Annotated in this window: 26 protein-coding genes; 15 read left to right on the top strand and 11 right to left on the bottom strand. The window is 69.0% G+C overall.

Annotated features, from left to right (window positions below):
- Positions 1 to 28 precede the first annotated feature (28 nt).
- The 5 genes from ABZ803_RS09695 to ABZ803_RS09675 form a co-directional block, all read right to left on the bottom strand.
- Positions 29 to 469 carry a hypothetical protein gene (locus ABZ803_RS09695; RefSeq protein WP_357034726.1) on the bottom strand — a complete coding sequence of 147 codons (441 nt, stop codon included), beginning with the start codon at positions 467 to 469 and terminating at the stop codon, positions 29 to 31.
- 72 nt (positions 470 to 541) lie between these two features.
- A complete protein-coding gene (locus ABZ803_RS09690) occupies positions 542 to 895 on the bottom strand; it encodes a UBP-type zinc finger domain-containing protein (protein ID WP_040870628.1) in 354 nt (117 codons plus the stop codon).
- On the bottom strand, positions 892 to 2,385 hold the full coding sequence (locus tag ABZ803_RS09685; RefSeq protein WP_357034724.1) for an ATP-binding protein: 1,494 nt from the start codon (positions 2,383 to 2,385) through the stop codon (positions 892 to 894). Before ABZ803_RS09685 ends, ABZ803_RS09690 begins: the two co-directional genes overlap by 4 nt.
- A 14-nt stretch (positions 2,386 to 2,399) precedes the next feature.
- A complete protein-coding gene (locus ABZ803_RS09680; protein WP_357034722.1) occupies positions 2,400 to 4,067 on the bottom strand; it encodes an FAD-dependent oxidoreductase in 1,668 nt (555 codons plus the stop codon).
- A 53-nt stretch (positions 4,068 to 4,120) separates the two neighbouring features.
- A complete protein-coding gene (locus tag ABZ803_RS09675) occupies positions 4,121 to 4,318 on the bottom strand; it encodes a hypothetical protein (RefSeq protein WP_357034720.1) in 198 nt (65 codons plus the stop codon).
- Positions 4,319 to 4,527: 209 nt separating this feature from the next.
- Between ABZ803_RS09675 and ABZ803_RS09670 the strand changes: the two genes are divergently transcribed.
- Positions 4,528 to 4,983: an SRPBCC family protein gene (locus tag ABZ803_RS09670; RefSeq protein ID WP_040870871.1), complete on the top strand. Its 456-nt coding sequence runs from the start codon at positions 4,528 to 4,530 to the stop codon at positions 4,981 to 4,983.
- An 83-nt stretch (positions 4,984 to 5,066) separates the two neighbouring features.
- Here the strand turns inward: ABZ803_RS09670 and ABZ803_RS09665 are convergent, their stop codons facing one another.
- On the bottom strand, positions 5,067 to 6,095 hold the full coding sequence (locus tag ABZ803_RS09665) for a beta-ketoacyl-ACP synthase III (protein ID WP_040870624.1): 1,029 nt from the start codon (positions 6,093 to 6,095) through the stop codon (positions 5,067 to 5,069).
- A gap of 221 nt (positions 6,096 to 6,316) precedes the next feature.
- Here ABZ803_RS09665 and ABZ803_RS09660 point away from each other — a divergent pair, with 221 nt between their 5' ends.
- The 7 genes from ABZ803_RS09660 (at position 6,317) to ABZ803_RS09630 (ending at position 11,599) form a co-directional block, all read left to right on the top strand.
- The gene (locus ABZ803_RS09660) at positions 6,317 to 6,589 is read left to right on the top strand and encodes a GlsB/YeaQ/YmgE family stress response membrane protein (RefSeq protein ID WP_357035418.1); all 273 of its coding nucleotides are present in this window, start codon (positions 6,317 to 6,319) and stop codon (positions 6,587 to 6,589) included.
- A 102-nt stretch (positions 6,590 to 6,691) separates the two neighbouring features.
- A complete protein-coding gene (locus ABZ803_RS09655; RefSeq protein ID WP_357034718.1) occupies positions 6,692 to 7,420 on the top strand; it encodes a phosphatidylserine decarboxylase in 729 nt (242 codons plus the stop codon).
- Positions 7,420 to 8,346, top strand: coding sequence for a phosphatidylcholine/phosphatidylserine synthase (locus ABZ803_RS09650; RefSeq protein ID WP_357035415.1), 927 nt, complete (start codon positions 7,420 to 7,422; stop codon positions 8,344 to 8,346). The genes ABZ803_RS09655 and ABZ803_RS09650 overlap by 1 nt, the downstream gene beginning before the upstream one ends.
- Positions 8,347 to 8,488: 142 nt before the next feature.
- Complete coding sequence (locus ABZ803_RS09645) at positions 8,489 to 9,409, top strand: RNA polymerase sigma-70 factor (RefSeq protein WP_357034716.1); 921 nt, start codon at positions 8,489 to 8,491, stop codon at positions 9,407 to 9,409.
- 81 nt (positions 9,410 to 9,490) lie between these two features.
- A complete protein-coding gene (locus tag ABZ803_RS09640; protein ID WP_357034714.1) occupies positions 9,491 to 10,579 on the top strand; it encodes an FAD-dependent oxidoreductase in 1,089 nt (362 codons plus the stop codon).
- A gap of 55 nt (positions 10,580 to 10,634) precedes the next feature.
- Positions 10,635 to 11,360, top strand: a complete 726-nt coding sequence (locus ABZ803_RS09635; RefSeq protein ID WP_357034712.1) for a Clp protease N-terminal domain-containing protein — start codon at positions 10,635 to 10,637, stop codon at positions 11,358 to 11,360.
- Between the two features lie 5 nt (positions 11,361 to 11,365).
- Positions 11,366 to 11,599, top strand: coding sequence for a hypothetical protein (locus ABZ803_RS09630; RefSeq protein ID WP_357034710.1), 234 nt, complete (start codon positions 11,366 to 11,368; stop codon positions 11,597 to 11,599).
- On the opposite strand, the gene ABZ803_RS09625 is transcribed toward ABZ803_RS09630, so the two are convergent.
- Entirely contained in the window at positions 11,600 to 12,274 is a 675-nt protein-coding gene (locus ABZ803_RS09625) for a suppressor of fused domain protein (RefSeq protein ID WP_357034708.1), read from the bottom strand.
- Positions 12,275 to 12,333: 59 nt separating this feature from the next.
- A complete protein-coding gene (locus ABZ803_RS09620) occupies positions 12,334 to 14,391 on the bottom strand; it encodes an NAD(+) synthase (RefSeq protein WP_357034706.1) in 2,058 nt (685 codons plus the stop codon).
- A 189-nt stretch (positions 14,392 to 14,580) separates the two neighbouring features.
- Between ABZ803_RS09620 and ABZ803_RS09615 the strand changes: the two genes are divergently transcribed.
- Both ABZ803_RS09615 and groL read left to right on the top strand, forming a co-directional pair.
- A complete protein-coding gene (locus tag ABZ803_RS09615) occupies positions 14,581 to 14,874 on the top strand; it encodes a hypothetical protein (protein ID WP_040870612.1) in 294 nt (97 codons plus the stop codon).
- Positions 14,875 to 15,087: 213 nt separating this feature from the next.
- Positions 15,088 to 16,713, top strand: coding sequence for a chaperonin GroEL (gene groL, locus ABZ803_RS09610; RefSeq protein WP_357034704.1), 1,626 nt, complete (start codon positions 15,088 to 15,090; stop codon positions 16,711 to 16,713).
- 88 nt (positions 16,714 to 16,801) lie between these two features.
- Here groL and ABZ803_RS09605 read toward each other — a convergent pair whose 3' ends face one another.
- On the bottom strand, positions 16,802 to 17,797 hold the full coding sequence (locus ABZ803_RS09605; protein WP_357034702.1) for a superoxide dismutase: 996 nt from the start codon (positions 17,795 to 17,797) through the stop codon (positions 16,802 to 16,804).
- Between the two features lie 123 nt (positions 17,798 to 17,920).
- Between ABZ803_RS09605 and ABZ803_RS09600 the strand changes: the two genes are divergently transcribed.
- A complete protein-coding gene (locus ABZ803_RS09600; RefSeq protein ID WP_357034700.1) occupies positions 17,921 to 18,373 on the top strand; it encodes a MarR family transcriptional regulator in 453 nt (150 codons plus the stop codon).
- 195 nt (positions 18,374 to 18,568) lie between these two features.
- Here the strand turns inward: ABZ803_RS09600 and ABZ803_RS09595 are convergent, their stop codons facing one another.
- Positions 18,569 to 19,714 (bottom strand): MFS transporter, encoded by a 1,146-nt coding sequence (locus tag ABZ803_RS09595; RefSeq protein WP_357034698.1) that lies wholly within the window; start codon positions 19,712 to 19,714, stop codon positions 18,569 to 18,571.
- Between the two features lie 73 nt (positions 19,715 to 19,787).
- On the opposite strand from ABZ803_RS09595, the gene ABZ803_RS09590 reads away from it, so the two are divergent.
- The 4 genes from ABZ803_RS09590 (at position 19,788) to ABZ803_RS09575 (ending at position 23,161) form a co-directional block, all read left to right on the top strand.
- On the top strand, positions 19,788 to 20,108 hold the full coding sequence (locus ABZ803_RS09590; protein WP_201298008.1) for a helix-turn-helix transcriptional regulator: 321 nt from the start codon (positions 19,788 to 19,790) through the stop codon (positions 20,106 to 20,108).
- Between the two features lie 382 nt (positions 20,109 to 20,490).
- On the top strand, positions 20,491 to 21,315 hold the full coding sequence (locus tag ABZ803_RS09585) for an HAD-IIA family hydrolase (protein WP_357034696.1): 825 nt from the start codon (positions 20,491 to 20,493) through the stop codon (positions 21,313 to 21,315).
- Positions 21,316 to 21,622: 307 nt separating this feature from the next.
- Entirely contained in the window at positions 21,623 to 22,255 is a 633-nt protein-coding gene (locus ABZ803_RS09580; protein WP_245659782.1) for a TetR/AcrR family transcriptional regulator, read from the top strand.
- Between the two features lie 48 nt (positions 22,256 to 22,303).
- Positions 22,304 to 23,161 (top strand): alpha/beta fold hydrolase, encoded by an 858-nt coding sequence (locus ABZ803_RS09575; protein WP_357034693.1) that lies wholly within the window; start codon positions 22,304 to 22,306, stop codon positions 23,159 to 23,161.
- Positions 23,162 to 23,195: 34 nt separating this feature from the next.
- Here the strand turns inward: ABZ803_RS09575 and ABZ803_RS09570 are convergent, their stop codons facing one another.
- Positions 23,196 to 25,250, bottom strand: coding sequence for a prolyl oligopeptidase family serine peptidase (locus tag ABZ803_RS09570; RefSeq protein WP_357034691.1), 2,055 nt, complete (start codon positions 25,248 to 25,250; stop codon positions 23,196 to 23,198).
- Positions 25,251 to 25,266: the final 16 nt, after the last annotated feature.

The raw sequence follows: 25,266 nt of genomic DNA, 5'->3' as shown, positions 1-25,266 counted from the left end.
GGTTCGTCGTCGCCGAATACGCGGACGGTTACTTCTTCACGATTCCGGCCGCGACCGCGACCGAGGTGTCGGCGACGCTCGGCGCCAGGCAGACCAGCTTGGCGGTGCCGAGCGCGACGTTCGGGCTGCCGTCGAACGGGCCGCCGGGGTTCTCCGCCAGGATCTGCTCGATCAGCGCTTTCTCCTGGTCGGTGTCGAGCTTGCGGAACTCACCGCAGGTGGTGCTCGACGCGGGACCGAGGGAGGAGTCGCGCTGCTTGGTCGTGACCGGGGCGTCGGTGTCCGGCGGGGAACTCGGCGTCGCGGTGCCGGGAGCGGTCGTGGTGTGCGCGACCGAGGTGGACGTGCTCGTGCTCGCGGCGCCCTTGCGCAATCCGTTCGCGTCGGCGGACTCGTCCCCTCCGCCGCAGCCTGCCAGCAGGAAACCCACCGTCCCGGCGATCAGGACGATGGCGGAAGTTCGTTTCATACCGTGCTTTCCCGGGTGGATCGTGGTGCCGGAGGCCCCGGCGTTCGCAGCAGCGTACCGGTTGCGGCGGGGTCAGTGGATGTGTGCCTGCCAATCCGCCGGAACCCGTTCGCGCGGGCCCGGCACGCCCTGATCCGCGGGATGACTGCGCGGTGGCGCCAATTCCGGTCCGCCGCTGTACATCTCTTCGGTCTCGAAGTTGTAGAACCACTCCTCGCCCGGTTCGAAACTCTGGATGAACGGATGGCCGGTGCTCTCGGCGTGCGCTGAGGCGTGCTGCGCGGGCGAGGTATCGCAGCACCCGACGTGCCCGCACTGCGCGCAGCGGCGCAGATGCACCCACCAGCCGGAGGTCTGCTCGCACTCCAGGCAACCAGGGCCGCTGGGTGGTACCGCGGGGTCGATGCCTGCGAATTGCTCGGTCATGACTGCCCTTCCGTATCGGTTGCGGTGACAGGCTCTTGTTCGGGGCGGTGCAGCGGCAGCCAGACGGTGAACCTGGTGTCGCCCGGCTCGGAGTCGACCCGGATGTCGCCGTTGTGCTTGTTGACCACGATGCGGAACGAGATGTCCAGCCCGAGCCCGGTGCCCTCACCCATCGGCTTGGTGGTGAAGAACGGTTCGAAGATCCGGTTGCGGGCCTCCGGCGCGATGCCGGGCCCGGTGTCGCCGATCTCCACGACCGCGCAGTCGTTCTCGTGCCGGGTGCGGATGGTCAGCGTACCGGCGCCGTTCATCGCGTACACCGCGTTGTCGATCAGGTTGGTCCACACCTGGTTGAGCTCGGCCGCGTAGCACGGCACCTGCGGCAGGGTCCGGTCGTATTCCTTGACCACGCGCACGCCGTCGCCGATCTTGCGGCTGAGCATCACCAGCGTGCTGTCGAGCAGGTCGTGGATGTCGACCACCTGGAACGGCGCACGGTCCATCTGCGAGTACTGCTTCGCCGCGCCGACCAGCGAGGAGATCCGCGTCGTCGAGTCGGCGATCTCGTTCATCAGCAGCTCGGTCTCGATGGTGTAGTTCAGCCAGCGGATCGCGCCTTGGAACACCTGCTCCGGAGCGCCATCCAGGGTGGCGGCCACCCGCTCGAGCCAGTCGGTGTCGAATCCGGCCTGCACGAAGTTCGGCGCGAGGTTCCAGCCGTCGGTGATTCCGTGCTCTTCGAGCCATTCGCCGAGCATGTCCTCGCGATCGGCGGCCTCCATCGGCGTCAGCTCCGGCGCCTTCGCGACTTGGGCCGCCGCCTCCTCCTGCAAGCGCACCAGGGCGCCCAGGGACGCCGGGTCGAACTTGCCGTCCGCCATCATCGCCAGCTTGTGCCGCATGCCCGCGACCCGCTCACGCAGGCCCGAGGTGGCGCGCACCGCGGCGGCGGCCGGGTTGTTCAGCTCGTGGGTGAGGCCCGCCGACAGCGAACCGAGCGCCAGCAGCCGTTCCCGCTCACCGATGCGCGCGTTGGTGTTGCGGTTGCCGAAGAACACGCCCTCCAGCAGGTGCACGGCCATCGGGAACCACTCGTGCATCATCCGGGAGAAGACCTCGGCGTCCAGCACGTAGAACCGCGACGGCCGCGTCACCTGCATCGTCCCGTTGTAGGTCTGATCGACCTTGTCGCCGATGTAGGACATCCAGGCGCCCGCGTACGAACCGCGGTGCTCGGTGCGGACCAGCTCGATCTCCGCGCCGCCGGACTGCTTGGTGAGCACCACCTCGCCGTCCATCAGCACGTAGAAGCAGGTGGCGGGCTCGCCCTCGCGGAAGACGAGACCCGGTTCGATGGTCTCGATCCGTCCATCGGCGCACAGCCATGCCAGCTGCTCGTCGGTCAGCTTCTCGAACAGGAACAAACCGCGCAGCTCGGCGGGGTCGCACACCGACCGGCTGCTGCGGTCCGCGGTCTGGTTCGAAGTCATCTGCGGCCTCCTGGTTACGCGAGATAGCGGTGCACGAGCATGACGGCCATGGCGCCCTCGCCGACGGCGGAGGCGACGCGCTTGGCCGATTCGGCGTGCACGTCGCCCGCCACGAACACGCCGGGCACGCTCGTCTCGAGATGATGCGGTGCCCGGGACAGCTCCCAGCCGGCGGGGCGCGCGCCGTCCACCATCAGGTCCGGCCCGGCGAGCACGTACCCGGCGCTGTCGCGGATGATCACTCCGTCGAGCCAATCGGTCTGCGGCGCGGCGCCGATGAACAGGAACAGCCGCTCCGCGTCGGCCTTCTCCTCCGCGCCGGTCTTGTTGTCGCGCAGCACGATCTGTTGCAGGTGATCGTCCCCGTCGGCGGCGATCACCTCGGTGCTGGTGTGCACCTCGATGTTCGCGATCTGCGCGATCTGCTGGATGAGGTAGTGCGACATGGACTGTTCCAGCGAATCCGCCCGGACCACCAGGTGCACGGTGCGCGCGTTGCGGGACAGGAACACCGCCGCCTGGCCCGCGGAGTTCGCGCCGCCCACGATGTAGACCTCGTGATCGGCGCACTCGGACGCCTCGGTCATCGCCGAACCGTAGTAGACGCCGCGCCCGGTGAAGTCGTCGACGCCCGTGGCCGGGTGGCGGCGGTAGTCGACACCGGTCGCGATGATCACGGTGTGCGCGCACAGGCTGCCGCCGTCGGCGAACCGCACGGTGCGCGCGGACCCGTTGACCTCCAGCCCGACCACCTCGCGCGTCGTGATCACCTCGGCGCCGAACTTCGCGGCCTGCCGCCGGGCCCGGTCGGCCAGCTGCGCGCCGGACAGGCCGTCGGGGAAACCGAGGTAGTTCTCGATGCGCGAACTCTGCCCCGCCTGCCCGCCGGTGGCGGTCCGCTCCACGAGCACGGTGCGCAGACCCTCGGACGCGCCGTAGACCGCCGCGCCGAGACCGGCGGGACCGCCGCCGACCACGATCAGGTCGTAGAACTCGCCCGCCGGATCGACGGTCAGGCCGACGTTCTGGGCCAGTTCGCTGTCGGAGGGCTGCACGAGCGCCTCGCCCGCCGAAGTGATCACCACCGGACAGCGCTCGGGGTCGGCCCCCGCCGCTTCCAGCAGTCGCGCACCCTCGGGCTCGTCGGCCAGGTACCACCGGTAGGGCAGTTGGTTGCGGGCGAGGAACTCACGCACCTGCGACGATCGCGGCGACCAGCGATTGCCGATCACCTTGGTCTCGGTGACCGGCCGGTGCTCGCTGCTGCGCCAGGCGTCCAGCAGGCCGTCCAGCACCGGGTAGAGCTTCTCCTCCGGCGGGTCCCACGGCTTGAGCAGGTAATGGTCCAGGTCGACGACGTTGATCGCGTTGATCGCGGCGTTGGTGTCGGCATAGGCGGTCAGCAGCACGCGGCGCGCGTACGGGTGCAGGTCCATCGCCTGCTCCAAGAATTCGATGCCGTCCATGCCGGGCATCCGGTAGTCGGCGATCAGCACCGCGACGGGCTGGCCGCGCAGCTTCATCTCGCGCAGCGCGTCGAGCGCCTGGGCCCCCGATTCCGCGCGCAGAATCCGGTAATCGGCGCCGTAACGGCGGCGCAGGTCGCGGACGACCGCCCGGGAAACCCCCGGGTCGTCATCGACGCTCAGGATGGCCGGTTTCGTAGTAGCGGGTGAAGTCACCTGACGAGTATGGAGCCTCTCGGCCCGGTCTGTCGTGGGCGTTCGCGCAGGGCTCAGAGCCGATGACGCAAGACGAGATCGAGCTCACTCGGCGTGAGCAGACGCTCCAGGCGTTCTTCCCCGGCGGCCGCGCGACCACCGCGGGGCAATGCCGACGCGGCGCGCGCTGTCCGCCCGTCCTCGGGCTCGACAGCGGGAAGCAGCGGAACCTGGTCCGCCGGTTGCCGATGCAGCAGGGAGCGCAGTTTCACGGCCGATCACCTCACGTTGGTACGCCGAAATGTTGGAGGCAGTGTCTGTGCTTCGTGTATCTGTGATCATGCGCCGTTCATTACAGCGGCCGGGGCGCGAGTAGCGGAAATGTGACGCAACTGGCTGTCCGTTTAAAATGTGCGCGACCAGTCCCACCGCGGTCGGACGGATGGCCGTCGGTCCGTCGCTCGTATCCCCGGAGGCAGCGTTGCCGAAGAACCTCGAAGCCAGCATCGACATCTCCGCGCCCCCGGAGCGGGTGTGGGCGGTGGTCTCCGATCTGAAGCGGATGCCGGAGTTCAGCCCGCAGTGCGTGCGCATGATGACGCTCGGCTCGCCCAAGGCGGGCGCCTGGACGCTCAACTTCAACCGTGACGGCAAGAAGTACTGGCCGACCACCTCGCGGATCGTGCGATTCGAGCCGAACCGGGCGTTCGCCTTCCGGGTCAACGAGAACCGGACGGTGTGGAGCTACACCCTGGAACCGACCGAGTCCGGCACGCGGCTGATCGAGCGGCGGGACGTACCCAACGGCACCACCTGGTTCTCCCGCAAGGCGATCGAGGCCGCGCTCGGCGGCGAGGCCCCGTTCGAGGAAGTGCTGGTCCGCGGCATGAACGAGACGCTGGGCAAGATCAAGACAGCGGTCGAAGCCGGCGCCTGAGCACGAGTCGCGCCAGGCGACCCGAATGCGCGTCACGCGGCGCCGGCTGCGGTGGTGTCACCGCCGCCGGCGCCGCGCGCGGCTTACTTCCAATTGGGCAGGTTCACGACCTGAGCCGCGTAGGACAGGCCGGCGCCGAACGCGATGAGCAGCGCGGTGTCACCCGGCTTGGACTCGCCCTTGCGCAGCAGCGCCTCCATGGCCAGCGGGATCGAAGCGGCCGAGGTGTTGCCCGCCTCCTCGATGTCGTTGGCCAGCGCGCAGTGCTCCGGCAGCTTCAGCACCCGGGCCATGATCTCGATGATCCGGCCGTTGGCCTGGTGCGGGATCATCGCGTCCAGGTCCTCGGGGGACAGGCCGGCGCGGTCGATAGCGTCACGGCAGACCTTCTCCAGCGAGTGGGCGGCCCACCGGAACACCGCGGTGCCCTCCATGGCCAGATAGGGCCGCACCGCGTCCAGGCCCTTCTCGTCGATCTCGTGGAAATACTCCATCCAGTCCTTGTCCTGCCGGATGGCGTGGTGCTGGGTGCCGTCCGAGCCCCAGACGGTGGGGCCGATGCCCGGCTCGTCGGAGGGACCGACGATCACCGCGCCGGCGCCGTCGGCGAAGAGGAAGGCGGTGGAGCGATCGGTCGGATTGACCGTGTTCGTCAGTTTCTCCACGCCGATCACCAGCACATGGGCGGCGGTGCCCGCCCGGACCAGGTCCGACGCCAGCGCGATCGAATGGCAGAAGCCCGCGCAGCCTGCCGAGACGTCGAAGGCGGCGGCGCCGTTCATGCCGAGTTCGGTGGCGATGCGCGGGGCGGCGGCCGGCGTCAGCAACAGATGGGTCGACGTAGCAACGATCACGCAATCGACTTGGTCCACCGCGATGCCCGAGGACTCCAGCGCGCCGCGCGCGGCCGCGACGCTCATGCTCTGAATGGTCTCCGATTCGTCGGCGAACCGCCGGGTCTTGATGCCCGACCTGGTCCGGATCCACTCGTCACTCGAGTTGATCGGACCCGCCACCTCGTCGTTGGTGACCACTCGAGCAGGGCGGTAAACGCCGAGCCCGAGGATCGCCGTGTGCTCTGCCCCGGTGGTCTGGGCGATTCGAGCAGCCATCTGCGTCTCCTATGTACCTGCGGCGGCGCCGCCGGGGATTCCCCGAAGCATCGAAATCGGTCCCTCATCAGCCACTGCCCATCAGCGGGATAGACATGAGGCTTCCTCATATTAGCTTGAAAGTCGCTCATCTGCCGCGCGTATTCCGACAATCGGTGGGTATCTCGTCCTCGCACGCCACCGCTGTACGAGGCGTGGCCCAACTAGGATGCGAGGACACCATGCTCGGTCTCGGGATTATCGGATGGATCATCATCGGCGGTCTTGCCGGATGGATCGCCAGCAAGATCATGAAGACGGACGCCCAGCAGGGCATCCTGCTCAATATCGTCGTCGGGGTGATCGGCGGTCTGCTCGGTGGGTTCCTGCTGAAGGTGCTTGGAGTCGACGTCGAGGGCGGCGGCCTCTGGTTCAGCTTCTTCACCTGCCTCGGTGGCGCGGTCATCCTGCTGTTCCTGGTGCGACTGGTCACGGGGTCCCGGGTCAGGTCGTGACCGCGCGTGCCACAGGCTCCTTCCCGTAAGGTGTGAACGCTTGCGCCCGGCCTATCGTTGGGTGAGCGCAACCCGTTTGCATCGAGCACGAAAGAGGAGCCTGTGGCCCGCCGTCCCACCCCGCCCGGCACGCCTGAGACGACCGGAGTCGGCCATGTCGTCGACCTGGTCCGCAACGCGATCCCCCCGTTGCATCCCGCCGGGCTCCCGTTCGTCGCCGCACCCCTCGCGGTCGCCGTCGTCGGCGGCAAGCGCAAATGGGTGCGGCGCACGGGTCTGTTCGCCGCGGCGGCCTGCGCGACCTTCTTCCGTCACCCGCATCGCGTGCCGCCGAACCGGCCGGGCGTCGTGGTCGCCCCCGCCGACGGCGAGATCGCGCTGGTCGACACCGCCGCTCCCCCGGCCGAGCTGGGTCTCGGTGACGCGCCGCTGCCGCGGGTGAGCATCTTCTTGTCCGTGCTGGACGTCCACGTGCAGCGCACGCCGGTCTCCGGCGTCGTGCGCACGGTGCTGCACCAGCCCGGCCAATTCCGTTCCGCGGACCTGCCCGAGGCGAGTTCGGTCAACGAGCGCAACAGCATGGTGCTGGAGACGCCGGAGGGCAGTCAGGTCGTGGTGGTGCAGATCGCCGGACTGCTCGCGCGCCGGATCGTCTGCGACGCCCAGGTCGGCGACGTGCTGACCATCGCGGACACCTACGGCCTGATCCGCTTCGGCTCGCGGGTCGACACCTACTTCCCGGCGGGCACCGAACTACTCGTGCAGCCCGGCCAGCGCACTATCGGCGGCGAGACCGTGCTCGCCGTGCTCGGCTCTCCCGCCGGCGCGTGATGGAAGCGGCGGTACCCACCCAGCGGCGCAGGCGGCGGAGCATCCGGCTGCTGCCCAGCATCGTCACCATCCTGGCGCTGTGCTCCGGGCTGTCGGCGGTGAAGTTCGGCCTGGACGGCAAACTCGGTATCGCGCTGGCCATGATCGGCGCGGCGGCCGTACTGGACACCCTCGACGGCAGACTGGCCAGGATGCTCGACGCCACCACGAAGATGGGCGCCGAGCTGGACTCGCTGTCGGACGCGATCTCCTTCGGTGTCGCTCCCGCGCTCGTCCTGTATGTGACGTTGCTCAGCAGCAACAGCGTGGGATGGATCGTCGCGCTGCTGTTCGCGGTCAGCATCGTGCTGCGGCTGGCGCGGTTCAACACCCTGATGGACGAGGACAACCGGCCGGACTGGGCGCGGGAGTACTTCGTCGGTGTGCCCGCCCCGGCGGGCGCGCTCATCGCGATGGTTCCGGTGGCGCTGTTCGTGCAGTTCGGTGACGGCTGGTGGGTCGGCTTCTACGAGGTCGCCGCGTGGACGGTGTTCGCCGCCGCGCTGGCGGTCAGCACCATCCCGACGCTGGCCATGAAATCGGTGTCGGTGGCGCCGCAGGCCGCGGCCGGGCTGCTGGTGCTGGTCGCGCTCGCCGCGGCGGCGCTGGTCACCTATCCGATCGTGCTGTTGCTGGTGCTGGTCGTGCTGTACCTGGGACATATCCCGTTCGCCTGGCATTCCCAGCGCTGGGTGGCCGCGCGTCCGGAGACGTGGACGCACAAACCCGCCGAGCGGCGTGCGCAGCGGCGGGCGAACCGGCGGCTGCCCGCGATCCGGCGTCCGGCCATCCCGCGTCCGGCGATCCGCGGCTCGGCGCGGCTGCGCCTGCGCCGCCCCGGGGCGAAGCAACGTGAGAACGGTCATCCGCTGCGGGACGCCGATTAGCCGGACGGACAATCGATCTCGTGAGCACACGGGTAACTCGCCGGGTACGCCCGAAGACCGAGCGGCGCCGAACGCGGGACCTGCACGCGGATCTCGCGGCACCGACAGGTACGGCCTGAACACTCGGAGAGGCGGGACAGCGATGGAGTCCGACGGGTTGCGGGAATTCGAACTGCATCGGCCGCGCCTGTTCGCGCTCGCCTACCGGATGCTCGGCTCGGCGAGTGAGGCCGAGGACGCGGTGCAGGAGACCTACCTGCGCTGGGACGGCGTCGACCGAACCGGTATCCGGTCCCCCGAGGCGTGGTTGACCACCGCGCTGGTGAATCTCTGCCGCACCTGGCTCGTTTCGGCGCGGGCGCGGCGGGAGAGCTACGTCGGGCCGTGGTTGCCCGAGCCGGTGCCGACCGCGCGCGGCGAACTCGGTCCGCTGGAGACCGTCGAGGAGCGCGAACAGGTCTCGCTCGCGCTGCTGACGGCACTGGAGCGGCTGACCCCGGTCGAGCGCGCCGTCTTCGTGTTGCGCGAGGCATTCGGATACGCGCATCGCGAGATCGCCGACATGCTCGACGTCACCGAGTCGAACTCGCAGCAGATCTTCCGCCGGGCGGCCCAGCGGGTGCGAGAAGGCCGGGCCCGCTTCGGCATTCCGCCGGAGCATGCCCGCGAGCTGATCGAACGATTCCTGAAGGCGGCGCGCGAAGGTGACATCGCGTCGCTGGAGCGGATGCTCGCCGCCGACGTGATCGCGACGGCCGACGGCGGCGGCAAGATCACCGCGGCGCGGCGGCCGATACACGGCGCGAATCAGGTGGCGCGGTACCTGGCGGGTCTGTTGCGCTGGGAGGTGCCGGGGACGCGGTTGCTCGTGGAAGAGGTCAACGGCGCGCCTGCGGTCGTCGCGCGGGTAAACGGTGCGCCGCTGGTCGTGCTGGGGATCGATGCGGCCGACGGCTTGGTCACGGCGCTGCGGTTGATCGTGAACCCGGACAAGCTGGCTTATTTCGCCGGCTCGGGTGGGTCGGTGGACACGCTGCCGGACCGGCCGCGCCGTCCGCTGTGACGCGCTTCACGGCGCGGGACTGTCAGCAATCGGGGGGCTGTCCGGTCTGAAGGGTGTTGGCCGATCGAAAGGAGCCACATCATGACCGGACAGCATCGGATCGTCGTCCTCGGCGCCGGGTACGCGGGCCTGGCGGCCGCACGCAGGCTCGCTCGCACGGCGGGGGACGCCCGGATCACCGTGGTGGACGCTCACGCGTCGTTCGTCGAGCGAGTGCGACTGCACCAGCGGGCGGCCGGACAGCGGATCGCCGCGTTGAACCTGCGGGAATCACTGGAACGCACGGGTATCGACTTCGTGCGCGCCCTGGCGACGGAGATCGACACGGTCGCGAAGCGCGTGGTGCTCGACGCGGGGCCCGCGATCGAGTACGACGCCTTGATCTACGCCCTCGGCAGCATCGCCGATGTCCAGAGCGTCCCGGGCGTCGCCGAGCACGCGTATTCCATTGCGACGCAGGAAGACGTGCGAGACCTGTCCGCCCTCGACGGGCCGGTGGCGATCGTCGGTGCCGGAGCGACCGGCATCGAACTGGCGGCGGAACTCGCCGAATCCCGGCCGGGAACCCGGGTGCTGCTGCTCGGCTCGGAGGAGCCCGGCGCCTGGCTTTCGGCGCGCGCGCAGGCGCACATCAGGCGGACGTTGGAGCGGCTCGGCGTCGAGATCGTGTCCGGCGCCAAGGTGATCGAAGTGACGTCCGAGGGCCCGCGCTCGGCCGACGGTTCGATGGTCGAGGCTGCGGCGACGGTGTGGACCACGGGTTTCCGGGTGCCCGACCTGGCCGCCCGCTCCGGTCTGGCGGTCGATTCCCACGGCCGGGTGCGCACCGACCCCACCCTGCGTTCGGTGTCGCACCCGGACATCTTCGCCGCGGGTGACGCCGCCGTCATCGCGGGGCCCGGCGGGCGAGATCTGCGCATGGCATGCGCCACGGCGCTGCCCACCGGCAAACACGCGGCCGATGCCGTCGTCGCGCGGATGCGTGGTCGGGAGCCGAAGGAACTCCGGTTCCGCTATGTGCTCCATTGCCTCAGCCTGGGCCGCGGAGACGGAGTCGTGCAGGCCGTGCACGCCGACGACGCACCGGCTCGGACGGTGCTGACCGGGCGGACGGCGGCGTGGGTCAAGGAGCGCATCGTGCGCTTCGCGGCCGGGGCGGCGCGCCCCTGATTCCTATCGTCAACTAACGGTTGACGATGGATCATCGTCAACTTATGGTTGACGTATGACCGCACACTTCCGCCTCGACGACTTGATCGACGGCATCAAGAAAGCCCGTCCCGACAACGTGCTCGAGCAACTGTCCGATGCCGTCGTCGTGGCGAATCACCTCGACGAAGTGGCCGACCACCTGATCGGTCACTTCGTGGACCAGGCCCGGCGCTCCGGCGCCTCGTGGACCGACATCGGCGCCAGCATGGGCGTCACCAAGCAGGCCGCGCAGAAGCGGTTCGTGCCCAAGGTGCCCGACCCGGCCGCGGCGGCGGCCATGGACCCGAACACGGGCTTCGCGCGCTTCACCCAGCGGGCACGGGCGGTCGTGATGGCGGCGCAGGAGGCGGCGCGCGCGGCGGGCAACCGGGAGATCTCGGTGGGGCACGTGGTGCTGGGGCTGCTCACCGAACCACAGGGCCTCGCGGTGCACGAACTCGTCCACCAAGGCGTCGCCATCGACGTGATCTCCGCCGCCGCCTCCGCGTCCCTGCCGCCGGGTGAGGGGGACGTCCCCGCGCTCGTGCCGTTCGGCGCGGAGGCCAAGAAGGTCCTCGAACTCACCTTCCGGGAGGCACTCCGGCTGGGCCACAACTACATCGGCACCGAGCACATCCTGCTCGCCCTGCTCGAGCAGGAGAACGGCACCGGTCTGCTCAGCGATCTCGGCGTCGACAAGGCGAAGGCCGAAACGCATCTGGGCGAACTGCTCGCGTCCATCACCTCCGAGAAATCCTGATCCGCGTGGGCGGTGGGAAGTTCCGTGCGCGGATCGCACTCGCCCTCGCGGTGTCCTCGCTGGTGATCGGGGTGGCCCGGCGATCGGCCCGGCACGGCATCCGCAACGCCGTCAACGGAGTGCGTGGCGCGCGTGCCGCGCGGGCGCGTCATCGCCGGGCGCTGCGTACCCGGAGAGCCGTTATCCGCGGGCCGCGCCGGGCCGCTCCGGTCGGCCACCACACGACCCGAGCGGCCTGATCACCCGCGCCCGGCCAGGCCGCCACCCCACCGTGGCCAGCGGGCCTGCGGTTTCGGCTCGGCGACCAGCGGCGCACGGTAGATGTCGGTGACGTAGAGGGGTAGTCGCGGTTCCAGCTCGGCGAGCAGGGGCAGTGCGCGTCCGCCTTGTGCCGCACGGTATTCCGGCATGGTCAGCCCGACGATCTGGAGGAACCGCACGCGCCCGTTCGGGCTGTCGACGGCGCCCAGTTCGGGGTCGGTCGTGAAGCAGACGGCGTGACAGGTGCAGTCGGGGTGGTCGGCCGCGATCGGCCCGTTCGTTTTGATGGTGTGCCCCGGTTCGAACCACTTGCCGGACTGGAAGACGTAATGGGCCAGATTCTGCATGAAATTCGCCGGCCACGCGGGCGGCTCGGTGTCCTCGGGCCCGCGCGCCAGCCGGAAGGTGAATTCGAAGCCCCAGCCGGACTCCGCCGGGTCGTCCCACTCCTTCTCTTGCAGCTCGGTCATCCCGTAGCTGATGTAATGCCAGTGCGGCACCGGGTCGGCGCGGGAGTACGCGCTGATCCCGTCGAGCGGGTCGGACCCGCCGAGGGACCACGGGTGGTCGGATGCCCAGTGGAAGGGCTCGATATCGCCGTACAGCGGCCGCAACGCGTCATCGATCGCATCCCAACCGGGTCGTTCACTCACGCAGCCACCATAGGCAGGGCGCATCCGGCCGTAGTCGGGGTGTCGAGCGCTGCGGCGCCTCAGGCATCCGGCACGTTGCGGGCGAGCTCCTCGAGCCAGGCCGCCGCGGACGCGTCGCTGGGCGCGCGCCAGTCGCCGCGCGGCGAGAGCGAACCGCCGGAGCCGACCTTCGGCGCGTTCGGCAGCGTCGAGCGCTTGAACTGGCTGGTCTGCACGAAGCGCAGCAGGAACTCACCCAGCCAGTGCTTGATCGCCGCGAGGTCGTAGGCGTTGCGCTGATCGGCGGGGATCAGGTCGGGCCAGCGGCCGGTGGCGGCATCGGACCAGGCGTGCCTGGCCAGATAGGCCACACGGCTGGGGCGGTAGCCGAAACGCAACAGGTAGTAGAGGTGGAAATCCTGCAATTCGTACGGGCCGACGGTGGCCTCCGAACTCTGACCCGGGGCGGAGGAGTCGGCGTTCGGGATCAGCTCGGGGGAGATCTCGGTGCGCAGGATCGACGAGAGCACCTCGCCCGCTTCCGCGCCGAGCTGCTCGGTGTCCACCGCCCAGGCGATCAGGTATTTGATCAGCGTCTTGGGCACCGACGCGTTGACGCTGTAGTGCGCCATATGGTCCCCGACGCCGAATGTGCACCAGCCCAGCGCCAGTTCGCTGAGGTCGCCGGTGCCCACCACCAGCGCGCCGTGCATATTGGCCAGCCGGAACAGGTGCGAGGTGCGCTCACCGGCCTGCACGTTCTCGTAGGTGATGTCGTACTGCGGCGCGCCGTCGGCGGCCGGGTGGCCGAGGTCGCGCAGCATCTGCGTGGCGGAGGGGCGGATGTCGATCTCGCGCGCCGTGACGCCGAGGGCGGCCATCAGCCGGTGCGCGTCGGTCTTGGTCCTGGTGCTGGTCGCGAAGCCGGGCATGGTGTAGGCCAGCACGTTCGCCCGCGGCAGGCCGAGCCGGTCCATCGTCTTGGCCGCGACGATCAGCGCCTGAGTGGAGTCCAAGCCGCCGGACACCCCGATCACCACGCGTTGCGTGCCGGTCGCCCGCAACCGCGTGCTCAGGCCTTCGACCTGGATGTGGTGCACCTCGGCGCAGCGCTCGTTGCGCAGCGCCGGGTCGGCGGGAACGTAGGGGAAGCGCTCGATCTCACGCTCCAGCGCGACCGGGTCCTCGGGGATCGGCAGCCGCACGTCGATGCGTCGCAGCGCGGCCAGCCGGTCGCGGTGGTCGTGCACGTTGTCGGCGAAGCTGGTGGTGCGCAGACGATCCGCGGCGAGGCGGCGCAGGTCCAGGTCGGCGGTGACCAGCTGAGGATGATCGCAGAACCGCTCGCCTTCCGCGAGCAGGTCGCCGTTCTCGCAGATCAGCGCCTGCCCGTCCCAGGCGAGATCGGTTGTCGATTCCCCGGTCCCCGCGGCGGAGTACAGATAGGCCGCGAGATAGCGCGCCGAATGCGAGGTGCACAGCGATCGCCGGTAGTCCGCCTTGCCGATCACGATATTGCTCGCGGACAGGTTGATCAGCACGGTCGCCCCGGCCAGCGCGGCGAAGCCGCTGGGCGGCAACGGAACCCATCCGTCCTCGCAGATCTCCAGGTGGAAGACGAAGTCGTCCAGATTGCTCGCCCGGAACAACAGATCGGAGCCGAACGGCGCCCGGTGCCCGGCGACGGTGACGTGATCCTCCAGCACCTCCCGCGCCGCCGCGAACTGGCGTTTCTCGTAGAACTCCCGATAGCTCGGCAGGTAGCTCTTGGGTGCGACGCCGAGCACGATGCCACGGCAGATCGCGATCGCGCAGTTGAACAACCGGTGGTGCGCGCGCACCGGGGCGCCCACCACGAGCACCGTGTCGATATCCGTGCTCGCCGCGACGAGCCGGGCCAGCGCCGCCTCGACCGCGGCGTCCAGTGCGTCCTGGTGGAACAGGTCGTCGGCGGTGTACGAGGAGAGTCCCAGCTCGGGGAACACCGTCAGCACGGCACCGGCCGCCGCGGCCCGCGCGGCCAGCTCCACGGTCTGCTCGACGTTGTAGGCCGGGTCGGCCACCCGGACCCGGGGAACCGCGACCGCCACCCGCGCGAAGCCGTGCCGGTACAGCGAATCGAACGGCAGGTCGGTCACCCGCGTCCCCTTCCGGGATGAGGTCGATCATGATCCCCTCGGAATCTACGCCGCCGCGGGCGAGCGGGCGCGGCGGCGAGTCCGCGGATCACCCGGCAGCGGCCTCGTGACCTGCGCTTCTGCCGACAGGGGCGGGAGGCGCGAATCGTCCGGCCGGAGATGTGAACCGCCGGCGGCTAAGCTATAGCAATGGCGGATGAAACGGATTCCGACCTAATAGCGGGGGAACGGCGCGCAGATCTGCTGCGCGCGCTTTCGTATGTGTCCACCGAGTCCCAACCGGACGGCAGCTATGTACTGAACGGCGACCTTCCGCCGGACGTCGCCCCGCCGTTCATTCGCGCCATCATGCGGGTGGAGGCGGAGTTGCTGCTGCATGATGCCGAGCTGGTCACCGTCGAGGGCGGAGAGCCCCGCACGCCGGAGGAACGGCGCACCGACGCGTTCGTCGCGCTGGTCTTCCGCGTGGACGACCGGCGCTAGCCCGGCGCGGACCTTGCACTCGACACCCTAGAGTGCTAAAAATGCTTTTGGCACTCCCCATCGGTGAGTGCCAGGTCGGGACGGTGAGACCGGGTTCCGTAGACACCCTCGGTCGTCCGTCGCGGGCACCGAACCTGGCCAGCGTAACTGGGGCGACCCGACCAGCGGTCGTCCTGTGTGTCAGCCATCCACATGGAGGATCTCAACAACGCCATGGCCAAGACAATTGCGTATGACGAAGAGGCCCGCCGCGGCCTCGAGCGGGGCCTCAACAGCCTCGCCGACGCGGTCAAGGTGACGCTGGGCCCCAAGGGTCGCAACGTTGTCCTGGAGAAGAAGTGGGGCGCTCCCACGATCACCAACGATGGTGTGTCCATCGCCAAGGAGATCGAGCTGGAGGACCCGTACGAGAAGATCGGCGCCGAGCTGGTCAAGGAAGTCGCCAAGAAGACCGACGACGTCGCGGGCGACGGCACCACCACCGCGACCGTGCTCGCCCAGGCGCTGGTGCGCGAGGGTCTGCGCAACGTCGCGGCCGGCGCGAACCCGCTGGGCCTGAAGCGCGGCATCGAGAAGGCCGTCGAGGCCGTCACCGCCAAGCTGCTCGACACCGCCAAGGAGGTCGAGACCAAGGAGCAGATCGCCGCCACCGCCGGTATCTCGGCAGGCGACGCGTCCATCGGTGAGCTGATCGCCGAGGCCATGGACAAGGTCGGCAAGGAAGGCGTCATCACCGTCGAGGAGAGCAACACCTTCGGGCTCCAGCTGGAGCTCACCGAGGGTATGCGCTTCGACAAGGGCTACATCTCCGGCTACTTCGTCACCGACCCGGAGCGTCAGGAAGCGGTCCTCGAGGACCCGTACATCCTGCTGGTCGGCTCGAAGATCTCGACCGTCAAGGACCTGCTGCCGCTGCTGGAGAAGGTCATCCAGGCGGGCAAGCCGCTGCTGATCATCGCCGAGGACGTCGAGGGCGAGGCTCTGTCGACCCTGGTCGTGAACAAGATCCGCGGCACCTTCAAGTCCGTCGCCGTCAAGGCGCCCGGCTTCGGTGACCGCCGCAAGGCGCAGCTGGCCGACATCGCCATCCTGACCGGTGGCGAGGTCATCAGCGAAGAGGTCGGTCTCTCGCTGGAGAGCGCGGGCGTCGAGCTGCTCGGCCAGGCGCGCAAGGTCGTCGTCACCAAGGACGAGACCACCATCGTCGAGGGCGCGGGCGACCCGGAGGCCATCAAGGGCCGGGTTCAGCAGATCCGCACCGAGATCGAGAACTCCGACTCGGACTACGACCGTGAGAAGCTGCAGGAGCGCCTGGCCAAGCTGGCCGGCGGTGTTGCGGTGATCAAGGCGGGCGCGGCCACCGAGGTGGAGCTCAAGGAGCGCAAGCACCGCATCGAGGACGCCGTTCGCAACGCGAAGGCGGCTGTCGAGGAGGGCATCGTCGCCGGTGGTGGCGTGGCCCTGCTGCAGTCGGCTCCGGCGCTGGAGGAGCTGAAGCTCTCCGGTGACGAGGCCACGGGCGCGAACATCGTGCGGGTCGCGCTGTCGGCTCCGCTGAAGCAGATCGCGTTCAACGCGGGCCTCGAGCCCGGTGTGGTCGCCGAGAAGGTGTCGAACCTGCCCGCGGGTCACGGCCTGAACGCCGACTCGGGCGAGTACGAGGACCTGCTGGCCGCCGGCGTTGCCGACCCGGTCAAGGTCACCCGTTCGGCGCTGCAGAACGCGGCTTCGATCGCGGCCCTGTTCCTGACCACGGAGGCCGTTGTCGCCGACAAGCCGGAGAAGGCCGCCGCTCCCGCCGGCGACCCGACCGGTGGCATGGGCGGCATGGACTTCTGAGTCCGGCCACCCGGCAACACAGTTCGAACCAGAAGCCGGTCCACCGCGAGGTGGGCCGGCTTCCGGCGTTTTCGGTCGGATTCGCGCGTCAGAATCCGTCGAGGGTGACGACGGCGAACGGCGTCCTCGGGCTGCCGGGTCCCATCGGGCCGCCCTTGTCGAATTGGGAGGAGACGATCAGGGTTCTGTCACCGGCGCGGGCCAGCGTCGTCGGGATGGACAGGGCCTCGTCGGTGCGCTGCTGTGCCAGCGTCACGGTGGCGCCGTCGTCGGAGACGGTCCAGCGGCTGATCGTGTTGGTCGTGTTGTGGACGGCCCACAGGGTGCCCTCGCGCAGTTCCAGTCCGTCGCCCTGCCGGAGATCGCCGCCGCGCAAGGCGACCTTGCTGATCGGATTCGCTTCCGGCGTCAACGCGATGCGGTACAGGTCGCCGCGCGGCATGTCGACCGTGAGCAGGTAACGGCCCGCCGGATCGGTGACGATGCCGTTGAGGCTGAAGCCGCCCGGCTCGATCGGCGGCAGTACGGGGCGCAGGTCGAACTGCGGCGTCAGTTCCCCGCGCCCGCCCTGTGCTCTGGCGGCGGCCAGTTGATCGGGAGTGACGCGATAGACCACCGCCCGCGTGCTGTCGGTCAGATACGCCGTGCCGTCCGGGGTGATGGCGAGATCGTTCACGAAGCGGGGATCGCTTCCTGGCACGGTGAAGTCGGCGAGCAGCGCGCGGGTCGCGACGTCGTACACCGCGACGCCCGTGGTCGAGTCGGTCACCCACAGCCGCCCGGCCGAGTCGACTTTCAAGCCGTTGGCGGTCTTGTGGTTGTTGGCGCCTTCGGGCAGGAAGACCTCGGCGCGATGGGCATCCGGTGTCGCGCGGTAGACGGCGCCGGTGGTGTAGGACCCGACGTAACTGTCTCCGGTGCGTGCGTCGACCGCGATTCCCTCCGGGTAGACGTGGTCGCCCGGCAGTTCGTAGGCGGTGTGGACGGGACTGCTCGGCGTATCGCCGGTGCCGCAGGCCATGAGCGTGACGCAGGCGCTTCCTGCGGCCAGGCTCGACAGCAGGCGGGACAGAGCATGGGACATCGGTCTACCTCTTAGGGTTCGCTCTAACGAATTTGTTCACACTTGAGAATGAGCACAAATCTAAGTTAGAACTCTAATGATCGTCAAGGCTAGAACGATAAGTTGTGCGGATACCATGCGTTTATGACGTCCTTGCCCGCCGCCGAACGGATCGGTTCGTATCTCAAACGTGCCGAGCAGTCCCTCAACACGGCGAAGAACGCCGCGTTGAAGCCGGCGGGCGTCACCGTGCCGCAGTACGCCGCACTGCTGTTCCTCGCGGAGAACCCCGGCATCTCGGCCGCCGCCCTGGCCCGGCTCTGCGGCGTCACCCCGCCCTCGATGAACACCGTGCTGAGCAACCTCCAAGACCGCGGGCTGATCGAGCGCACGCAGCACCCGTGGCACAAGAACGTCCTGGAGACCACGCTGACCGAGAAGGGCGCGGCGGTGATGCGCGACGCGGACACCCGCGCGGTCCGCGTCGAACGAGCCCTGGCCGAGGAATTCACCGACGCCGAACGAGCTACTCTGCAGGACTTGCTGATTCGATGCGCCGATCGGCTCGACTCGATCCGGCCCGATCCGGCCGCTTAGCCATCCGCGGGCAGAAACCGGACGCACCCGCGTCCGGATCGGCCGCTCACGGCCACGGAGTCGCCGAACGACGATGTTCGGCGCCCTCCGCTCGGTGGTGCGATGGGGCGACGGGCCGCTGTGGTGGATCCGTGGGAGTGGAGCGGATCGACTCACCGGCGGCGCGATCCGTGGTCGCATCGCTGCTGGACAGGCCTAGGCGGGAACCGGAGTTCGGGCGGCAGGCCGAGCCTTCCGGAGCGCGAGTGCGAGCGCCAGGCACGCGATGAGCGCGGATGTCCACGGCAGCCACTGGCTACCGGAGGAATCCAGCACGGTCGCACCGACGACGGACCCGATGCCCGCGCCGAGGTAGATGGCCGATCCGTTCAGGCCGAGGGCAACGGTGGGGGCGTCGTGGGCGATGCCGAACAGGCGATGCTGCTGCGGTACCAGGATCGCCGCACCGAACAACCCGGTGACGGCGAGCACGACGAACACCGCCCACGCGGCATGGACGGCCACGCCGAGCATGGCCAGACCCGCCAGTGCGCCGAGCAGCCCCACCGTCAGCGTGCGCTGCGGGCCGTACCGGTCGACCGCGCGCCCGGCCTGCGCGTTGCCGATCACCTGGCCGATGCCCATGGCCAGCAGCAACCACGCGAGCATGCTCTGCGGCACCGAGGTCGCGACCACCACCGGCAGGTAGACGATGGTGGTGTAGACGGCGGTGATCTGCGTGGTCGTCACGATCAGCACGCGCAGCACCGCCGGACGGGTCAGCACGCCGATCCGGTCGCGCAGGCCGGTGCTGGGCAGCGTCACCCGGGGCAGGAGGAGGACCAGCGCCGCCGCGACGGTTCCGCCGACCGCGATTCCCCACAGCACACCGCGCCAGCCGATCCAGCGCTCGGCGAAGATGCCGATCGGCACGCCCGCGACGCTGGACAGCGTGATGCCCGCGGTGACGATCGACAGCGCACGTCCCCTGTGCGCGTCGTCGGCGACGACACCCGCGACGGCGAACGCGTTGGCCTGGAAGGCCGCCGCTCCGATGGCCGCCACCACACGCGCCGCCGCCATGACGCCGAAGCTCTCCGCGGCGGCCTGTCCGATCATGCCGAGTACGAAAAGCGCGGCGCCACCGCCGAGTAGCCGTCGGCGATCCCAGGAGCCGGTCGCGGCGGCGATCAGGGGCGAGGCGATGGCGTAGGTCCAGGCGAACATCGTGGTCAGCTGGCCCGCGGTGGACACGGAGACGTGCAGGTCGGCGGCGATCAGCGGGAGCAGCCCGCTGAGCACGAAGCCGTCGGTGCCGAGCACGAAAGTGCCCACGGCGAGCGGTAGGAGCGATCGATACAAATTGTTCGATGGTTGTCGAAGCATCATAGGATGAGAGTGGGATATGATTCGATGGTTGTCAAATGATCGGAGAATGGAGATGCGCCCGCTGCCGCAGCCGAGTACCGCCGACATCGACCTGGTCCGGGTGCTCAGCGCCCTCGCCGACCCGGTCCGGCTCGAACTGGTGCGCGCGCTCGCCGGTGAGCGCGAACCGCTGAGCTGCAATGTCCGGGAGTTCGATGTGGAGATCACGGCGGCGACCGCCTCGCACCACTGGAAGGTGCTGCGGGACGCGGGCATTACGACGACCTTCGTCTCCGGCCGCAACCGGCTGGTCGAATTACGGCGCGACGATCTGGAGCAGCGCTTCCCCGGCCTGCTGGACGCGGTCATCACCGGCGCCCAGCGCTGAACCGGCCCCCGGGCGCGTGCCCCACCCAGCGCGAACGCCGCGAGAAACCGTGCTGCCGTGGGCATTCCGGCGACCTCCGCGGGTGGTCGTCCGTCATCGCGATCGTCGCGCTGCCGACGAACGACTGCACTGCGCGGGGTCCGGGAACATCGCCCCGGCCATCGTGTCCGCGCCTTCGGCGGCGGGCACGGCGAACAGCCCCCGGTCGAGATCGAGTGACCGTGCGACGGTCCGTCGGCGCGAGCGGCGGATGCGGGCAACCGTGCGCGGGCGGCACCCAGGATCAGCGGCGACGGCCCTCCTCGAGTGCGTAGCGGCGCCTTCGCATGGGATCACCCTGAGTCCGCGTGCCCGGAGGGCGGGCCGGTCGTACGCTGAACCCATGCCTGACCGCGGTCGGATCCGAGGCGTGCTCTACGACATCGACGGCGTCCTGGTGACCTCCTGGCAGGAGATCGAGGGCTCCGCCGCCGCGGTGCGCCGGATCGGGGAGAGCGGGCTGCGCCGCGCGTTCCTGACCAACACCACCTCGCGCACTTGCGCCGAGATCGCGCAGCGCCTGTGCGACACCGGCATCGAGGTCGAACAGGGCGAGATCGTCACCGCCGCAAGACTCACCGCCGAGTTCGTGCGCGGACGCTACCCCGATGCCGCCGTCTGGGTGCTCAACCACGGCGACATCACGGCGGATCTGACCGGTCTGACGCTCGACGAGGATCATCCCGACGTGGTCGTGATCGGCGGAGCGGGACCGGAATTCGATCACGCCGCGCTGAGCCGGGTGGTGGAACTGATGCTGGACGGTGTGCCCGTCGTCGCCATGCACAGCGGATTGACCTGGGCGACAGCGGAAGGGCTCCGCGTCGACGCGGGCGCCTACCTGCCCGGCCTGGAGGCGGCGGGCAATGCGCGCATCGAGGTGGTCGGCAAGCCCGCCGCGGCCGGTTTCCGGACCGCCGCCGCGCTGATGCGGCTGGACCCTTCGGAGGTCCTGATGATCGGTGACGATCTGTATTCGGATGTGCTCGCGGCGCAGGACGCCGGGTTGACCGGGGTTCTGGTACGCACCGGTAAATTCCGTCCCGGCGTACTGGCGTCGGCCGACCGCGAGCCCGATCACGTCATCGATTCCGTGGCCGCGCTGCCGGAATTGCTGGCCGAGGCGGCGGAGTCGGGCGAACTTGCCGTAACCGACGAATCGGAATGAAACAAAAAATTCTACAGTTTCCCTCTAAAATTGCCCGCGAACGCGGCGCTGCTAGGTATCGTCTGTTCCGGCAAATGGCCAGTGACAAGGAATGTCTCACGGACAGATCGGAGTTGCCGGATGCTCGATTCGCTGATGAGCGTGCTTGTGCGCAAACTACTATGGTCGCCGGGCTTCGGCTCGGCGACCGATCAATGAGGTAGCAACTGCTCAGCCAACTTTCGGCTAACGCGATGTAGGCCGCGGGTTGTAACGAAGGGCCCGATCCATGACGATGAGTTCGGGCCCTTCTGTATTGTCTGCCCCAATGTCACAGGATGCGAATACGGGTCGAATGTATGCCGGGCAACCCGTGGAGGACCGGCAGCGTCAGCGGCGTGCGCGTTTTCTGGAGTCAGGCCTGACGGTCTTCGCGCGGGACGGCTACGCCAACAGTTCGGTCGGCGCCATCTGTAAGGACGCCGGACTCTCCTCGCGACAGTTCTACGAGGAGTTCACCGGTCGCGAGTCCCTGCTCCTAGAGCTGTACGAGCAGATCGACCGGGAGTCGCGCGATGCCGTGAAGAAGGCGTTGGACGCGAAGTCCGGCGCCAAGTCGCTGGACGTCATCGATGCCGCGGTTCGCGCGTACGTCGAATCCATCGGATCCGATCCGCGCAAGGCGCGCGTCGCCTTGGTCGAGGTGGTCGGCGCGGGCCCGAAGGTGGAGAAGTTCCGTCTCGCGGTGCGGCGGGAGTGGGGTTCGCTGCTGGCCGGCGCCGCCGAAGACGCCGCGCTGCACGGCGAGATACCCGCGGGCGACTACGAGATGCGGATGCTCGCCATCATCGGCGCGGTCAACTACGTGGTGGACTCGTGGAGCGGTGCGGAGCCGCGTCCACCGCTCGACGACGTGATCCGGGTGCTGAGCAGAGTGATCATCGGCGCGGTCCGCGCATAGCGCCCCGGCCTGCGGGACCGGCGGCGACGAGTGCGGTAGCGTGCGGGAATGCAGACAGTTCCGATCCAGATGCCGGACGGCACCACGGTTCCGGTGCGGTTGATCCCCGCCGGGGGCGTGCACCGGCACCCGGTCACACCGGACGCGCCGCGTCCGGTGCTGGTGATCGTGCCCGGACTCGGTGTTCCGGGGGGTTACTACGAACTGTTCGCCTCGAGCCTGGCGGCACGCGGGTTCGACGTGGCCATCGGTGAGCTGCGCGGCAACGGCGACAGCAGGCCGAAGCCCAGTTCCGCCAGTACTTTCGGCTACCACGAGCTGGTCTCGGTCGACTTCCCGGCGATCTTCGAGGTGGTCCGCGAACAATTCCCGGACAGCACGCCGTACCTGCTCGGCCACAGCATGGGCGGCCAGCTCGGCGTCATGTACGCCGCGCGCGTCCGCGGCAGGCTCGGCGGACTCGTCCTGGTCGCGTCCGGCACGCCGTATTACCGTGGTTATCGCGGACTTTCGGGCCCTGGCATGCTGGTGGGCACCGCGGCGATCTCGCTGACGGCCAACTTGGCGGGCTTCTGGCCCGGCGACCGGGTGTCGATGGGCTTCGGCCGCCAGTCCAAAGTGCTGATCTCCGACTGGGCCCGGCTCGCGCGCACCGGCCGGTTCGTCCCGGTCGGCGCGGACATCGACTACGAGGAGCGCATCGCGCGGCTGCGGCTTCCGGTGCTGTCCATCACTATGACCGGCGACGACCTCACCCCGCCCAGCTCCGCCGAGCATCTGCTGGAGAAGCTGCCCAACGCGGAGGTGACGCGCTGGCGACAGCCGGAACCGCTGGGGCACAACGGCTGGATCCGGCAGTGCGACAGCACTGTCGACCAGATCGAGAAGTGGTTGCGCGACCGTTGAACCGAGCACGGACCGCGCCCGGCCCTGCCATTCGTCAGGCGCGGCGCTCGATCAGCATCTGGGTGAAGAACTCGTAGATCAGCGCCGCCTGGAAAGCCGACTGCTTGTTGTCGGCGGCGCCGCCGTGGCCACCCTCGATGTTCTCGTGGTACCAGAACTCGTGGCCCTGCTCCTCCAGCAGCGCGGCCATCTTGCGGGCGTGGCCGGGATGCACCCGGTCGTCCCTGGTCGAGGTGGTGAGCAGGATCGGCGGGTAGGCACGGTCGGCGCGCACGTTCTGGTAAGGAGAGTACTTGCCGATGTACTCCCATTCCTCCGGCTTGTCGGGGTCGCCGTACTCGGCCATCCACGAGGCGCCCGCCAGCAGCAGGTGGTAGCGCTTCATATCCAGCAGCGGCACCTGGCAGACGATCGCGCCGAACAATTCGGGGTAGCGGGTCAGCATCACGCCCATGAGCAGTCCGCCGTTGCTGCCGCCGACCGCGCCGAGCTGATCCGCGGTGGTGATACCGCGTCCGACGAGGTCTTTCGCGATCGCGGAGAAGTCCTCGTACACCTTGTGCCGGTTGGCTTTCTGCACCGAGGTGTGCCATTGCGGCCCGTACTCGCCGCCGCCGCGGATGTTCGTCATCACCCAGGTGCCGCCGCGCTCCAGCCAGCCCATCCCCGACGCGCCGCTGTAACCCGGAGTGCGCGACACTTCGAAACCGCCGTAGCCGGACATCACCGTCGGCCCAGGCCGGTCCTTGCGGTCGCGATGACGGATCACGAAGTACGGCACCGGCGTGCCATCATCGGACGTGGCGAAGAACTGCTCGGTCTCCACGCCGTCGGCGTCGAAGAACCCGGGCTCCTGCTTGAGCCGCTCGGTGCGCCCGCCGACCGCACTGGCCAGCAGCGTAGCCGGAGTGGTGAACCCGCTGGTGCTGAGCATGAACTCGTCGCCGCCCTCCAGCGGATCGAGATTCAGCACGCTGGTGGTGGCCATCGGCGGAGTGTCGGTCAGTGGCCTGCGACGCCAGCCGTCCGTCGCCGGGGTGAGCACGTGCAGCTTGGTCTGCACGTCCTCGAGCGTGACCAGCAGCAGGTGATTCTCGGTCCAGCCGTAGCCGTGCAGCGCGGTGTGCGCGTCCGGGGTGAAGAGGACCTCGAAATCCCGTGCGCCGGCCAGGAACTTCTCGAAGTCGGCGGCCAGCAGCGCACCCGCGGGATAACTCGCGCCGCCCACCTCCCACGGCGACTTCAACCGCACCAGCAGCCAGTCCTTGTACCAGGATTCGCTGGCGTCGCTGGGGATCTCGAGATGCCGCAGCGTGCCGTCGTCGGCCAGCAGATACACCTCTTCGTTGAAGAAGTCGGTGGCGCGGCCGACGTAGTGCCGTTCGTAACCCGGTGTGCGGTCGTAGCCCGCCGAGACCGCGACATCCCCGGTCTCTCCCTCGAAAACGGTGGTCGCCTCGTCCAGAGCGGTGCCGCGCCGCCAGCGTTTCGCGATCCGCGGATACCCCGAATCGGTCAGTGAGCCGGGGCCGAAGTCGGTGCCCACGTACACCGAGTCGATATCGATCCAGCGGATCTCCGACTTCGCCTCGGGCAGGAAGAACCCGCCGTCGGCGGGGTCGAGGAACACCCGCCGCGCGAGGTCGAATTCGCGGACCACTTTCGCGTCCGCGCCGCCGCGCGACAGGCTGATCAGCGCGCGGGACTGTTCCGGGCGCAGTACCGCGGCTCCGCCCCACACCCAGTTCTCGTCCTCGGCGGCGGCCAGTGCGTCGAGATCGATCAGCACGTCCCAGTCCGGCGAGTCCTCGGCGTACTCGGCGAACGTGGTGCGCCGCCAGAGGCCGCGCGGGTGTTCGGCGTCTCGCCAGAAGTTGTAGAGCCAGGGGCCGCGGCGAGACGGGTAGGCGATCTTCGTATCGGTGTCGAGCATGTCGAGGATGCGCCGCTCCAGCTCCCGGAAGCGATCGGAGTCGGCGAACCGGGAGTGCACGACGGCATTGTGCGCGCGGGCCCAGTCCAGGGGCCGCTCACCGGTCACTTCTTCCAGCCAGAGGTACGGGTCGGTCGCATTCTCCACACCGCTCATCCCCACATTGTGGACG

The sequence above is a fragment of the Nocardia sp. NPDC047648 genome, from assembly GCF_040642815.1.
GTDB classification, from domain to species: domain Bacteria; phylum Actinomycetota; class Actinomycetes; order Mycobacteriales; family Mycobacteriaceae; genus Nocardia; species Nocardia gamkensis.
The sequence above is the reverse complement of the archived record's forward strand: the minus strand, read 5'-3'. Positions and strand labels throughout refer to the sequence as shown.

Coding starts and splice junctions, on each gene's coding strand:
- ABZ803_RS09695 (WP_357034726.1), bottom strand. CDS start 469: ATGAAACGAACTTCCGCCATCGTCCTGATCGCCGGGACGGTGGGTTTC.
- ABZ803_RS09690 (WP_040870628.1), bottom strand. CDS start 895: ATGACCGAGCAATTCGCAGGCATCGACCCCGCGGTACCACCCAGCGGC.
- ABZ803_RS09685 (WP_357034724.1), bottom strand. CDS start 2,385: ATGACTTCGAACCAGACCGCGGACCGCAGCAGCCGGTCGGTGTGCGAC.
- ABZ803_RS09665 (WP_040870624.1), bottom strand. CDS start 6,095: ATGGCTGCTCGAATCGCCCAGACCACCGGGGCAGAGCACACGGCGATC.
- ABZ803_RS09660 (WP_357035418.1), top strand. CDS start 6,317: ATGCTCGGTCTCGGGATTATCGGATGGATCATCATCGGCGGTCTTGCC.
- ABZ803_RS09650 (WP_357035415.1), top strand. CDS start 7,420: ATGGAAGCGGCGGTACCCACCCAGCGGCGCAGGCGGCGGAGCATCCGG.
- ABZ803_RS09645 (WP_357034716.1), top strand. CDS start 8,489: ATGGAGTCCGACGGGTTGCGGGAATTCGAACTGCATCGGCCGCGCCTG.
- ABZ803_RS09640 (WP_357034714.1), top strand. CDS start 9,491: ATGACCGGACAGCATCGGATCGTCGTCCTCGGCGCCGGGTACGCGGGC.
- ABZ803_RS09635 (WP_357034712.1), top strand. CDS start 10,635: ATGACCGCACACTTCCGCCTCGACGACTTGATCGACGGCATCAAGAAA.
- ABZ803_RS09615 (WP_040870612.1), top strand. CDS start 14,581: ATGGCGGATGAAACGGATTCCGACCTAATAGCGGGGGAACGGCGCGCA.
- groL (WP_357034704.1), top strand. CDS start 15,088: ATGGCCAAGACAATTGCGTATGACGAAGAGGCCCGCCGCGGCCTCGAG.
- ABZ803_RS09605 (WP_357034702.1), bottom strand. CDS start 17,797: ATGTCCCATGCTCTGTCCCGCCTGCTGTCGAGCCTGGCCGCAGGAAGC.
- ABZ803_RS09600 (WP_357034700.1), top strand. CDS start 17,921: ATGACGTCCTTGCCCGCCGCCGAACGGATCGGTTCGTATCTCAAACGT.
- ABZ803_RS09590 (WP_201298008.1), top strand. CDS start 19,788: ATGGAGATGCGCCCGCTGCCGCAGCCGAGTACCGCCGACATCGACCTG.
- ABZ803_RS09585 (WP_357034696.1), top strand. CDS start 20,491: ATGCCTGACCGCGGTCGGATCCGAGGCGTGCTCTACGACATCGACGGC.
- ABZ803_RS09580 (WP_245659782.1), top strand. CDS start 21,623: ATGTCACAGGATGCGAATACGGGTCGAATGTATGCCGGGCAACCCGTG.
- ABZ803_RS09575 (WP_357034693.1), top strand. CDS start 22,304: ATGCAGACAGTTCCGATCCAGATGCCGGACGGCACCACGGTTCCGGTG.
- ABZ803_RS09570 (WP_357034691.1), bottom strand. CDS start 25,250: ATGAGCGGTGTGGAGAATGCGACCGACCCGTACCTCTGGCTGGAAGAA.